Annotated in this window: 14 protein-coding genes; 6 read left to right on the forward strand and 8 right to left on the reverse strand. The window is 38.2% G+C overall.

Annotation, left to right across the window (positions count from 1 at the left end; genetic code table 11):
• Positions 1–77 precede the first annotated feature (77 nt).
• From H6731_07140 to H6731_07165, 6 genes are read right to left on the reverse strand one after another with little or no spacing between them, the layout of a single operon-like run.
• Complete coding sequence (locus H6731_07140) at positions 78–926, reverse strand: hypothetical protein (protein ID USN50041.1); 849 nt, start codon at positions 924–926, stop codon at positions 78–80.
• A 46-nt stretch (positions 927–972) separates the two neighbouring features.
• Entirely contained in the window at positions 973–1,362 is a 390-nt protein-coding gene (locus H6731_07145; GenBank protein ID USN50042.1) for a hypothetical protein, read from the reverse strand.
• A complete protein-coding gene (locus H6731_07150) occupies positions 1,362–1,670 on the reverse strand; it encodes a hypothetical protein (protein ID USN50043.1) in 309 nt (102 codons plus the stop codon). Before H6731_07150 ends, H6731_07145 begins: the two co-directional genes overlap by 1 nt.
• On the reverse strand, positions 1,667–2,650 hold the full coding sequence (locus tag H6731_07155) for a hypothetical protein (protein USN50044.1): 984 nt from the start codon (positions 2,648–2,650) through the stop codon (positions 1,667–1,669). The genes H6731_07150 and H6731_07155 overlap by 4 nt, the downstream gene beginning before the upstream one ends.
• A 13-nt stretch (positions 2,651–2,663) precedes the next feature.
• Positions 2,664–2,876, reverse strand: coding sequence for a hypothetical protein (locus H6731_07160; GenBank protein USN50045.1), 213 nt, complete (start codon positions 2,874–2,876; stop codon positions 2,664–2,666).
• A 48-nt stretch (positions 2,877–2,924) separates the two neighbouring features.
• Positions 2,925–4,031, reverse strand: a complete 1,107-nt coding sequence (locus tag H6731_07165) for a hypothetical protein (GenBank protein ID USN50046.1) — start codon at positions 4,029–4,031, stop codon at positions 2,925–2,927.
• 909 nt (positions 4,032–4,940) lie between these two features.
• Here H6731_07165 and H6731_07170 point away from each other — a divergent pair.
• A complete protein-coding gene (locus H6731_07170; protein USN50047.1) occupies positions 4,941–5,306 on the forward strand; it encodes a (2Fe-2S) ferredoxin domain-containing protein in 366 nt (121 codons plus the stop codon).
• Between the two features lie 266 nt (positions 5,307–5,572).
• Here the strand turns inward: H6731_07170 and H6731_07175 are convergent, their stop codons facing one another.
• Together H6731_07175 and H6731_07180 are read right to left on the reverse strand one after the other, a co-directional pair.
• Positions 5,573–6,256, reverse strand: coding sequence for a hypothetical protein (locus H6731_07175; protein USN50048.1), 684 nt, complete (start codon positions 6,254–6,256; stop codon positions 5,573–5,575).
• Positions 6,257–6,406: 150 nt separating this feature from the next.
• Positions 6,407–8,236 (reverse strand): S8 family serine peptidase, encoded by a 1,830-nt coding sequence (locus H6731_07180; protein USN50049.1) that lies wholly within the window; start codon positions 8,234–8,236, stop codon positions 6,407–6,409.
• A 538-nt stretch (positions 8,237–8,774) separates the two neighbouring features.
• On the opposite strand from H6731_07180, the gene H6731_07185 reads away from it, so the two are divergent.
• The 5 genes from H6731_07185 (at position 8,775) to tal (ending at position 13,210) form a co-directional block, all read left to right on the forward strand.
• Positions 8,775–9,923: a hypothetical protein gene (locus tag H6731_07185; protein ID USN50050.1), complete on the forward strand. Its 1,149-nt coding sequence runs from the start codon at positions 8,775–8,777 to the stop codon at positions 9,921–9,923.
• Positions 9,924–10,016: 93 nt separating this feature from the next.
• Entirely contained in the window at positions 10,017–10,403 is a 387-nt protein-coding gene (locus H6731_07190; GenBank protein USN50051.1) for a hypothetical protein, read from the forward strand.
• A 128-nt stretch (positions 10,404–10,531) separates the two neighbouring features.
• Positions 10,532–11,587, forward strand: a complete 1,056-nt coding sequence (locus H6731_07195; GenBank protein USN50052.1) for a 6-phosphofructokinase — start codon at positions 10,532–10,534, stop codon at positions 11,585–11,587.
• A gap of 10 nt (positions 11,588–11,597) precedes the next feature.
• Positions 11,598–12,044: a ribose 5-phosphate isomerase B gene (gene rpiB / locus H6731_07200; protein ID USN50053.1), complete on the forward strand. Its 447-nt coding sequence runs from the start codon at positions 11,598–11,600 to the stop codon at positions 12,042–12,044.
• Between the two features lie 14 nt (positions 12,045–12,058).
• Complete coding sequence (gene tal, locus H6731_07205; GenBank protein USN50054.1) at positions 12,059–13,210, forward strand: transaldolase; 1,152 nt, start codon at positions 12,059–12,061, stop codon at positions 13,208–13,210.
• The last annotated feature ends 90 nt before the right edge of the window (positions 13,211–13,300 follow it).

Genomic DNA, 13,300 nt, shown 5'->3' on the forward strand with positions numbered 1-13,300 from the left:
GGAAAATTGGCCTTTGTCCTGCTTATGAGCTGAGAAATTAGGTGTTTTATATTCCAGGAATACGTCTATGGAACTAACTATCTAGGACGAAGCCATGGTGGCAAGGGCTCTAAAATTATCCGGCTCACAGTACGACGAATTTGTATGGTTCCAATTACTGAAAGTTCCAGATTTTGCAGGCAAGCTTCCATTGGATTTAAATCCCTGCTCACGTAAATTTTTTTGTCATCCTCAGCATTCGGTTCATCAATGAAATTGGCAATACCCTTGAGGCCAGAGTGAACGGGTATCCAATCATCTGAGCCAAATTTAATGTGAGAAACCGTCATGAAACCAAAAGGTTGTGCAATAGGATCCAATAATTTTTGGGCCAAAACCTCGCTTGGAGTAAATAGGTAGCGAGCTTGCCGATCAATTTGGAAAAAAGATGGAGGATAGGCCGCTTCCACAAGATGAAGTATTTGGTTTATTTCATCAATAATAGCGTTATATTCACAGTCATTCTCGACGCTTGATTTATTAAGTGATTTTTCTAAATCCAGTAGTTCTAAGGCTCTTTGTCGTAACTGCTTAAATTTTTTATAAAAATATTGAGCAGAATTATCGGCATAAATGACCGTGTCGCAGGTGATTCTTGACCCATCACCTTTCCACGAGATCACGGGATCTTGTGAGTGAAAAATATTTTCAGCGCTAATGGGACCCGTAGGCATGATATGGAAATATCGTCTTGATCGTAAATCTGAATAAGTTCGCAGGATTTCGTATTGCTTGCTTCGGCCAATAGTTTTCAGCGTTTTTAAGCTATCTACAGCATCGGGGGCATAAGGCTGAAAATGGCTGGGTATGCTTGCTGCTGCAGCATTTTGTGCAGATAAGAAAAGGCACCGAAATACCAGGGTAGTGCAACAAAAAATTTGTTTCATGACAAAATCCAAAGTTGGGTGGCTGAAAAACAGACAGGGGTTCCTCCTAAGCGTCGCTGAGGAGGAGCGCTACTTTGATTTCAAAGAACTTATCACGGGTGCTAAGCAGAGTTTTGAGGTGCTCCATTTCGGCAGTCGATAGAGCTCCTCGATTAGCTAACTCAATGTAATTTCTATCAATAATCTTTTTGTCGATGCGTTCAATTTTTTGCTCCAGCTCCTCTAAGCTCAACTCAGGATGCTTATCATTTACGGGCTCTAAGAATGATTCCGGTTCTGTGCTATTGTCTGTGTCCAGCGTGCGAGCGCGGGAGTGGGGTGCTGGCACAATGCCTTCTTGGAATGCGCTTTCGTCAGGAGCGACCTTATGATTACTTACCAATATCGCTACAATGAAGATCAAGCCTATGAGCGAGATGAGCAGTGCTTTAAACATTAGTGAAAATCTCCATGTTTTTTTAGGACCTGGTCAACATATTCCTTGAGCTGTGTGCGCGTTGCTTGACATTTCACGATAGCATAGCCAAGCGTAGTGGCGAAATCTTTGAGAGTGTTGGGTTGCTGGGCGATAAAATGGGCTTCATTATCCAGACAGCTGTGTATTTGTTTTTCAGACTGCCCTTTTATTGAAATTTCTGATGTGTTTATTTTTTGTAGTGAGGCCTCAATAGGTACATGTTCTTTGTGATGCGAACATGAGGCAATGAGCACTAATAACGTACCGATGACTATCGGATTTTTCATTGTATTCTCCATGAAATTTTAACGCTATTTTCATAAAATTGGTCAGAGTAGAAGGCTTCTTTAAAGTGTGCTTTAGAAGAAAACATTTTCAATTCCAAGGAGCCTGAGAATTCAGAAAACCAATGAGTTAAAATTGATTTTAGATTTATCGTGTCGTGATTTTTTATGTTTTCCTTAACGAGACCCAAGGAAATTTCTGCGCCGATGAGGGCCGCTTTCATGTAGTTGGCTGAACTTTTATAATCATCCGATTGTATCAACGAAGCTGTTTTTTCATAAATATTCCAAGCCTTATCGATGAGTTCTGGAGCATAGGTCTCTTCATGAAAAATGCTTGCGGAAAAATTTGATCCTACCGTCATGCGGCGATGTTCCAAATCGCAGGCAAAAAAACGGTTATTAGCAACAATATCTGAGCCAGCAAGAATAGGATTTTCAAGAAATCCTGATCCCAAGGGAACAATTTGAGTGACGGTCTTGAGCAGCGATTCATCCTTAAGTTCTACGATGAGAGCTGCAGCAGAACTATTTCTTTGAGTTTCTTTGAGTAAAATATCTTTTTCGGGGACCTGAAAATGTCCGGCCGCAAATTGGATAAGTGCAGCCTTGTTTTCCTTGGGTACCAGTCTTTTCATAGACCATTTTCGTGGCGTTCTAAAGGAACTGGGAGGAGACTGAAAATTCTCTTCCTTGCTCATGAATAAAATATCCTGCTTCAGGAGATGGCAGTATGGAGAATCAGGATCGTCGAGACAAACGTTGTATAGACCCTTTTTATGGGCGATATTGCTTTCAAGTTTAGTGCAATCAATTTTAGCCAGTGTGCTTAAATCCCGTGCTGATACAACGTAAGATCGCTGATAAATGATATATTTTTTGCCCATCTTTATGAGTGCATAGGGCTGATCGTTGAAGCTGAAATCCTGGGTATTTCCACTGGTTACGATGAAAAATGCAATAATAATCGCGCTTAATTTCATGTGAATATCCTCGCTATTCGTTCATAAATCCAGTAGCAGCAGAACGCCATTTGGCTTCAGTTCTGCTCCATCTTTCTTCGACGCTACGGTTATATTTTTGTCGAAATTTAGATTGCGCTGAATCGCTGCCAAAAATGGCATCCAATCCTCGAATGAACCAAACTGCACCCTGGCAATAGATATTAAAAAATCCGCAGGTTTGATTAATACCTTCAGCAACAACCATTGCTCCATTTGCTGTTCTCGTTGGGATAATAGCCTCAACATGGTGGTCTCATGAAAAAATCGGTGTTGCCATACTCGAAAGGACGCGTCCGATAAGCTCACCTTTAAGAGTTTTAGCTATTTCGTCCTTTTCTTCTCGGGAATACATCTCATCTTCATCGTTCCACGCAATGCTGAATTGATCGTTGTCATCCATGTCTTCAATCACGTTGTTGTAAGATTCTCTAGAAAAAAAACCACCCTCACTCGAAGCAGTGGCGATTTTTTGTGTCCATCGGGTATCGTAGTTAAGGTGAGCAGTTCCACCTTCTAATTTAGAATAAAAAAGCAACCATTGCTGGAGCGTTGTCTTCAGGGCTGTAAGTTTATTGTTGCGAGAGTCGATATCGGCATAAATATTATGAAGAGCATATTCAGCGGATTCGAGTTCGCTTTTGGCGAAGCGGTGATCTAGAGCGAGCTCAAAGTAGTGATCTTTTAGAGTCGATAATCGGTCTTTAAGTTCTTGTTTCTCTTCTTTCTTGAGTCGCAATTCTTCTTTTAATGACGAGCACTCGGCAGCGCATGTTGCAAGCTGCGAATAAAGACGCTCGATGGTCTTTTCCATAATGGGGAGCTTTTCTTCCACATCAATAATCTCGCGAATCTCAGGCAAATTTTCTAAATTAAAAACATTTTTTTTGGCCTCAATGACTTCTTCTTGTCGTTCTTTATAAGAGACGCTGAGATCCATGATTTCTTGTGAAATACTATTCATGCGCTCGGTGAGACTATGGGAGAGCTTTTGAACGTCTTTAACTTCTTGACAAAGCCCTAGGTTGCCATTGGCCATATAGCCAGAAATATTTACCAAACCAAAAGTGGGCGGCGAAACCCAAACAGTTTTACAGTTTTCATGATCTCTGAGCAATGTAGACGTTGTATTGTTTTGAATTGCTAAGGCTCCACATTTACTTACGAATGCTGATGGAGCAGCCAACGTCAGTGAAGAAAAATTTAAAAATACTAAGAAAAAAAAGAGAGCATAAGAGCTAAACCTCATCAAAAAATTTAGAAATAATCGATATTTTTTGGATGAGTTCATTGGGGAAATTGATTGATTTTTTATTTTTTGTGAATTTTCGTTGCGTTCTTTAGGTTTATTTTTGAGGAACATTTTCGCGTGGGCGGCTTATCCGCTCCGCATTCATTGCTGTTTGGAAAAGCGAATTAGTTAAGGGGAGCACGATGAGTTGTTGGAGAAACAGCCTCTGTTAGCCAAGTGCTATGCAGCATCGGTCAGATATTTGAGTGCTTTTGGCTTAAGTTCTGGTAATTTTAACACTTAAGTCTAAATGGCGAGATGGGACTGAAAAAATTTGATTAACACCTAAAAATTTAATAGAGCGGCTTATTGCCTTAATACCCCCACCAAAGAAAAATCAGATAAGTTATCATGGCTTTTTTGGGCCAAATTCTAAACTGCGTAAGCAAATAGTCGCTGAGAAAGACAAATTTGGCCACAAAAGCATTAGGCAAAAAATAGGGCGTCCTGATTTTGCTAAGCTGATGGCGCGTGTACTTGAAATTGACGTGCTTGAATGTCCCCGTTGTAAATCACGCATGCAGAGGATTTCATTCATACAAGATCCAAAGATTTTGGATATTCTTAAATCATTAAAATGGGAACCGCGCCACTAGATATTAAAGAGCCAGCATCTTGTACGATTGAATATGATCTTGAGCAAGTTGGTAACACATCCGAAGAAGATCTTTTCATCAAGTAAGTTTGGAACCAAAATGCTTTTATGCTTCAAGCGGTTCCGGTTCTAGGGTGAAACTACGCCTATTTTAGACTAAATAGCCGATTTAGGCCTATAAAACCAGGCTAGCCATTGGATCCTCGCATCAGAATCCTTGTTTCTTGGTCCCAATTTCCTAGAAATCTTGCCCGAGTAGCAATTTTTAGGGAGCCTTGTACATGAGCAAAAAGCTTTGAGTTTGCATGGGCTTAATTTGGTGATGGAAGAATCTGCCTGACAAACTTAAAAATATAAAAAATTTCTTGCCATAAAGGTTTAAGTATATGAACGCGAATTTGCTTAAAGAAAAAGCTAAAAAATTGTGTATCGATCAAATTCAGCGTCATATATTTTTATGTGCCGATCAAACAAAACCAAAATGCTGTTCAAAAGAAGATTCTATTGAAGTATGGAATTATTTAAAAAAACGCCTGAATGAGCTCGGCTTAACTAAACAGGGCAGTGTATTTCGCAGCAAAGTTAATTGTTTGCAGCTTTGCACCAAAGGCCCTATCGCTGTGATTTATCCTGATAAAGTATGGTACCACTCGGTCAGTAAAGCGGTGATAGAACGAATTATTGAAGAGCATTTGATAGGAGGAAAAGTCGTTAAAGACTATGTTTTTAGCGATGGTACAAAGACAATTTGAGCGCCCGTAGAAGAGCTAAGTTGTTCAGCGATTCTAAAATTGTTAAGGTTGTGTCCAGAAAAAGTTGAAAGGCTTCTTAATAAATTTTTTTCACTAAGTCCTCGCGTGTGCTGCGGAATCGTTCAAAAATTTATTAAGAAGCCTTCCAACTTTTTGTTTACATCACCAAATAGCAGAGGCATTAAAATTCTTCATTCGTTGAGAAGATAATGAATGTCTCTGCTCGATTTTTTTGCTTTTACAAAACGGCAATGCTACCCAATCCATCAAGCTCTTTTTTCAAGGTCCTTGCAAAATGATTCTATTTGCTCATGATCCAGTGGTTCAACAGTGACATCATCATTATTTTCACGGAGAAGCTCAGTTATAAAATTAGATACTTCATCATTGCTGAATTTTTCATCCATGATTGCTAAGTTGTAAGCATTACTGTTGGGTTCTAATTCTAATGGTTCATCACTTAAATAAAATGGACCTATTGTTTTTTTTGGGAGTATAATTTTTATGTTTTGTGTTTTGTTTGGCTCTTCTATCATTAAATAATTTGATGTAATGCTATTTTTTGTTGTTTGTATTTTCCATAATTTCAGCGAAACAAGAAGACCTTTTTCTTTTATTCTTCGTCTTGTATTAAGTTTGTTTATAATGATGTTTTCATTGTTGCTTATCTGGTAATTGAGGTTGCTGATAGATTGATTCCATCGGTTAGATTCTATGCATAATGAATTCAGTAAATCATTAATTATTTTATTTTTATCGTGTTTATATGTGTAGAATTGATTGGTGTTGATGTAATGTAGAGATAGATCTTTGATGTTTTTATCATTTCTGTCTTCGGTAAATTTGTGTGTGATTGTAATGAATTCCTTTGGTATTTTTTTAGTGTTATTGATGTGCGATCCATGTACTCCATAGCAAAATAAAATAGCTGTAATTGCTTTTAATATCATTTATTTTCTCCAAATTTCTAAATAAATTTTGATTTTTAATTATTTGATTATTACTATAGCATCCGTTGAGTTCGAAAACCCCCTTACTTATGTTTTAGTGTTTTTTATGTAGCTTTTATGATGGTTTAAGTGCCTAAATAATTTATTGATTTATTGCTGTTCATCAGGAACAATTTCAACAATGGCCTCAATCTGATCCTTATATTGCCCAGGATTATTTTTCGATGCAGCTTCCAATATTAAATTTACCACAAGGGATTTTTGGCTTTTGTTGTCATAGTGGACTGTGATTTCTTTTGAACCAGGTATCCCATCTTTGTAGGGCGGCAAAGAAAATTGCTTGGGATAGATTTTTAAATGTGGATCAGTTTTTTTCATGCGGACTAGTGCTGGTACACCTCCCCAATTTTTAACCAATACCTTCATTTTTAAATCATCCATGAATGAAAGTGGAAGATAGTAATCATCAAAATCAATCAGTGCCGTCTTAGGAATCCCTTTTTGTGCCATGGCGACAGCTTTTTTAGCATCAACAATTCCTGCTCCACATACTAAATGATCGTTTTGGCAACATAGATTCATGCATTTCGCGTGCGATTTTTTTTGATCACTTTGACAGTAATCATCACAACTCAAAGGTGAGGCGGTAGTTTTGAGAATGTATTCTACATGTTTCCAGGATAGTTCAGGATTCACCGACAGCATGAGAGATACAATGCCGCTTACAATGGGAGCTGCAAAAGAGGTACCATTATAGGAAAATGCTTGTTCATCATGCATTCCAAAAATATTTTCGCCCGGTGCAAGTACATCGACGGTGGTACCAAAATTATTGAATGATGAGGCTCGTCGATTTTCATTAGATGAGCCAACCGAGATTACGCCACCAGCTGCTCCAGGCAAACGCATGTCGGCAAAACCTTGCTCGTTTCCAACGCTTGCTACAAGTATCCTTTTTTCTTTGTTTATAGTTCCGATGATATCCAAAACAGGGCCGTATGGCGGGTCTTTTAAGTAAGGACCTGTGAAACCAAATGAGGCATTGATTACATCGGCAGGGTAAATATTTTTTGCAATAGAACTTTCTTGTGGACAATCGATGATGCTTGATGAACATAGATCAATTCCAGCAGCCCACATTATGCCCAGCAAACGTGCAGAAAGGGAGCGGTTATTTTTGCTATCCACTAAAAAAATCTGTGCCTGCCAATCTATCCCTGAAAGTCCAAAATCATTATTGGTGCATGGGGCAAGTACACTGAGCACGTCTAATCCATGTTGTTGCTCTTCATTCTTTTTTTTCAATTTTTTTGATGGGAAAAAAGCAGAGATGTCTTGGTAATAGAAGTTACGCGAAGGGCAAAAATCAGGATTAAGGTCAGGATCTGTGAAAGAAAAATTTCTATCGACAATGCCAATTGTTACATGCGGGCTACCAGTGGAAATAGCCCAAGCTTGAGGAATATTTACTCCCTCATCTTTCGATAGGTGCCACTGTCTGAAGTATAAAGGATCTTTTGGGATGATGAAGCTGTCATCATGGCTCTGAAAATCTTCAGGTTCAGGGGTACATGAAAAAAACACAGCATCATCTGATTGAATATAGTTGAGAGAGACTGAGTGAACCAAAGGATGCTGCTCGATCTTTAGAGCAATTTTTTTGTTCTCCGAAGCCTGCACAGAATTGAGTGAAATAATTTGTTGCTCTGCGGCAGCATCGCTAGAGCTTAGGAGTACCCATTCTCCTAAAGGTTCTATGACTTTTAAATTGAATTGTTTTAAGACTGCGGGAAGTTTTTTCTGAGCGCCAAGTTCCATAAGTATTAAATATTGATTGTGGACGATACTGTTATTTTTATCGTGAGAATAAAATACTTTTTCTCCCAGAGATACAGGCAAAGAGTGTTGATTTTTTTTTGCATAGTAAAAAAAAGTAATACTGAGCAGTAGCAAGAAGAAAACACTCAAGCGAAAAAACATAATTGTTATCCTAAGTCAATTCGACTTTTTAATTATGCATATAATTTTGGGACAAAGCTAAATCAAGTGATGAAAATTAGTTGCAAGAACTATATATGGCGGCTTGTTTATTTATGTCTCAAACTTATAATGATTGAGGTTTTTTCATTCAGGAGCAAACATGAAAATTTTTGAACCAGTTATTTTTTTGCCAATTTTTTGCAAGGTAATCAGAGCAAAGCAGAAGAATTAAGTGCAAGACTGGTTTAATTGCTGGAGAACTCGTAAAAAAAATTGAAAAAGGAATTAATTCAATGGCGGGTGAGTTTAAAAAGGTCGGTTTAAGTTTTCCAGTTATTTCCACAGTAGAAAAAGAGCAGGCACTAGAAGAGGCCACCAAAAAACTTAAAGATGAAATTGATAAAATCTAGTCTTGAAGAATTTTTCTAAGTTAATTATCTATCCGCTTGGGCGTTAAGTTTGAAAATCTTAGCGCTTTATAAATTTGTAATATATTTTAAAAATTTGATTTTATAAAAAAATCTACAGATAATTAATTATGCTTAAAAAATATTTTTTTTTTATTTTGTTTGTTGGGCTAAGTTCTTGTTCAAAGGAAGAACAGGCTAGGTTTTCTTTAACACCAGCTCATAAAATAGTATTTGCACCCCGAGCTTTTAGTACCCCTAGAGAAGTACTGAATGAATGCAACGCTGGTATCTACCAATTTACTCAAGGAGCGGGTGAGCAAAATTTTTCCGATATTCACAAGCTCGTGGCCAAAAAAAACAGCATAAAGGGAGAAAAATGTGCTGATAGAGCAGCAGATTTTTTTGAAAATGTATTGCGAAACTCTGTGGATAGCGCACAGAGTGAGCAACGCACTCACTCTGATGAAGTTGATTTTGATGTCTTGATTATTGGAGCAGGTGTACATGGGGCAATACTTTCCCACGTTTTAGGAATTAATTTTCCAAATACAAAGGTTCTTCTCATCGATCAAGCTGATCACCCTGCAGAGCATTTTCATAACTATGGATATAGGCTCAACTCTCCGAGTATTCCCTATGATGCCAACCTCTTTCCATTGTCACCTGTTTCGATTCCTGAATATGCCAATATTGAAGATGTGGGACAAAAAAGATTTCCTAAGGCGCGGCAACTTTGGAATCAAATAATTTTTAATCTTTTTAATTCCAATGCTCTTGTGGCTTTTAATACAAGCATAGAAAAAATTGAAAAACTTAATGACAATTACTTGGTATCTCTCAAAGGAAGGCTCGCTTCTCAAGCTCTATTGGTCAAAAAAATTGTTTTAACTACGGGACTTGGTCAAGCAGTTTTTCCCAATACCACGGCAACAAATTGGATGAAAGAGCAGAGAGAAGAAGCAAAAAAATTTGTAAGCTATGATTCTCCTTTAGCGAAAGTGCTCAACTATGACGAGCTTTTTAATAGTAATGAGCTACTTTTAAAACAAGGACATTCGATCTTTGAATTTTTAGCCGCTAAAAAAATCGGTGTTGTTGGTGCTGGAGATAGCGGTAAAATCGCAGTCGAATTTTTAAGTGGATTTGCCCCAAAAGAAGCTTATCTTGTTGAAGGGCGATCAAGCTTTGTTGCTCCTAAGCGTATAGTGTGGTTCGGTCAAAAATTGTCGACTTTTGACGAATTTAAGAAACCAGCTAATGGGACAAAGCCTCGTTAAAATTACGAAAGCTTTAAGAGTATTTATCAAAGTTACACAAGTAACCATCGATTTTTTTCATTCGAAACCATAGCGAAAAAAATAACGGAAATAATGCCCTATGATCAGAGTATAAGAGTAGAGCCTGACTACACGAGAAATTTAGATTTTTTGATAACGGCTCTTGGATATAAAAGAGATGCAGTCGAGTTTTTACGCACACATGCACCTTTTCTCAAGGGCAAAGCAATAGAACTTTCTTATGTTAGAACCTTGGTGCCGGCACAAAGAAGATTCTCAAAAAGCTGGGAAAACGTAGCTCAACAAATATGTCTCTCAGAGAAAAAATGCGATGACATTTATTTGCTTGGAACTGCTGTGGATGATCATCAATTAAGCAGACAAAGAATGCAGGTGGAAAGTGTTACAAAAAATGCTCATGCCATTGAATTGCTGGCACCATTGAGCGAAGCATTCGTAAAATTTCTGGTAACAAAATAATTTGTCATTATTTTTATGATTCCCACCGTGAGATATCCCGCGAACGCGAAGATCTTTACTCCTCACTTTATTTCTATACTCGCTGGTTCATAATCAATCTGTTATGTATCCAAGTTTGAGGATCATCTATGCTAAAAACAATTGCTGTGCTTACCGGTGGAGGAGACTGCCCAGGACTCAACCCAGCTATAAAATCTGTTACTCAAAAAGCATTGAGTATGGGCCTAAAAGTTATTGGCATTAGAAGTGGTTGGCAAGGGTTGATCGATGATTTGAATCCTTTGCACTTAGATGCAAAAAGTGTGCACCACATCGATCGTGAAGGCGGAACCATTCTTCAAAGCTCGCGCACCAATCCATTTAAAATGAAAGATGGCCCAAATGCTGTCATAAAGCGCATGCACGATTTAAATATCGATGCACTTGTTGCTATTGGTGGTGAAGATACTTTGGGAGTAGCTCACAGATTATATTGTGATTTTAAGGTGCCTGTTGTTGGTATTCCCAAGACAATCGATGGTGACTTATCGGCGACTGATTATTGTTTAGGATTTGAAAGCGCTGTTACAGTTGTGACAGAGAGCATTGATAGATTACGAAGTACTGCTCAATCTCACGAACGCAGTTTTGTTGTGGAAGTAATGGGGCGTCATGCCGGTCACTTGGCTCTTAAAAGCGGTATTAGTGCGGGTGCCGATATGATTTTGATACCGGAATATCCGTTTGATCTAGATCAGGTGGTGAAATTAATTATTGCCCGAAAAAATAATACACATCCTTACAGTATGATTGTGATCGCTGAAGGAGCTCGACCGGCAGGTTCAGATATTTCTGTAACATCAAAAACAACAGATTCTTTTGGACATATTCGTCTGGGAGGTGCAGGTTTTCATTTATCGGAATACATTGAGAATCATGCTCATATTGATTGTCGTCCATTAATACTTGGACATTTACAGCGAGGTGGCTCGCCTTCAGCCTTTGATCGCCGTATGGGACATCATTTTGGCATTGTCGCTTGTGAGGCTTTAGTAGCCGGTAAGTTTGGCACAATGGCGTCTTTAAGCGAAGGTAGAATAACACTAAAATCATTGAGCGAAGCAGTGAAAGAGCTTCATGTGGTCGATACAAAAAAATATTATGACACCGAACTCTATCAAGCAAAATCTTCATTGTTGAGTTAAAGGAACGCATATGAAAATAGCGATTGCATCTGATCATGCTGGTTTTAAACTCAAAGAGAGTATTAAGAAAGATTTGCTGAAAAATGGCTATAGTGTTTTTGATTATGGCACTCATAGTGAGGAGCCGGTTGATTATCCAGACTATGCTTATCAGGTTGCCAAAGCCATTAGTGAAAATAAAGTTGAGAGAGGAATTATTTTGTGTGGCAGCGGGGTGGGGGCGTCGATTGCTGCTAATAAAGTAAAAGGCGTAAGAGCTGCTGTATGCCACGATTCCTATTCTGCGCATCAAGGCGTTGAACATGATGATATGAATGCTTTGGTTTTAGGTGCACGCATCGTAGGAGAATGTTTAGCATATGAACTGGTACACGGCTTTCTTAAAGCGAAGTTTATTAGCGAAGAGCGCTTCTTGAGGAGACTAAACAAAGTAAAAGCACTTGAGAATGTCGATTAATAAAGAGGAAAATTATGAGCAATAATCCATATGTGGAATTGGAAAAATTAGAACAGTCTATTTGGCTTGATTTTATATCCAAAGAATTAATTAAAAGCGGTGAACTCCATCGTCTTATAAAAGAAGATCACCTTAAAGGCCTGACTTCTAATCCCAGTATTTTTGAAAAAGCTATTGCTCAAACTTCTGATTATGACGAAGCAATAAATTTGCTTAGCAAAAAAGATCCACATGACGCCAAGGCTGTTTATGAAAATATTGCCATTGCGGATATACAGGCAGCTGCAGATATTTTGCGCCCTGTTTATGAAGCAAGCAAAGGGCATGATGGTTTTGTAAGCCTAGAAGTTTCTCCTCATCTAGCATTTGATGGGGATGGAACTATCGAAGAAGCAAAGCGTCTGTGGCATCAGGTAGATCGAGCAAATCTCATGATCAAGATCCCCGGTACCAAAAAATGTATGAATGCTATTCGCGATCTCATCAGCAATGGCATCAATGTTAACGTTACGCTTCTTTTTAGTGTAGATGCATATCGTGATGCTGCAAAAGCTTATTTAGATGGTCTTGGTGATCGTGCGATTAAAGGATTGCCCATTAATTCTGTGAATAGCGTTGCAAGTTTTTTTGTAAGCCGTATCGACGTCAAAATTGATAAACTTTTGGAAAAATTTGCTCAAGATAATGAGGGCAATAAAGATCAAGCATTGGCTTTGCAAGGATTAGTAGCTATCGCAAATGCAAAAATGGCCTACAGTGCTTACAAAGAAATTTATGCCACCGAACAAGCCAAAAGCATTATCCGCCAGGGCGGTCAGCCGCAAAAACTTCTTTGGGCAAGTACTGGTACTAAAAATCCAAATTACAGTGATGTTCTCTACGTGGATAATTTAATCGGAAAAAATACTGTTAACACGCTTCCTCCTGAAACTTTAAAAGCGTTTCGTGATCATGGTAAAGCAAGACTGACTATTGAAAACGATGTTATGCAAGCTAAACAGATCATGAATGAGCTTAGTAAATTTAACATCGATTTTAAGGTGTGTTGCGATGAGCTATTGATCGATGGTGTAAAAATATTTGCCGATTCATTTGATAAATTATTGCTCGCTGTGGATAAAAAGCTTCGCCACGTTGTGCAAGAAGATCATAAAAAAAAAGTCTAAAATATTTTCTACCCAATCCTTGTAGTCAGCTTTTGGAAGATAAAATTCTTTGGAGTAGACGAGAGCATATTGTTTTTCGCCTGTGGGCCA

The sequence above is a fragment of the Myxococcales bacterium genome (genome assembly GCA_023898405.1).
Classification (GTDB): Bacteria; Myxococcota; UBA727; order UBA727; family JABDBI01.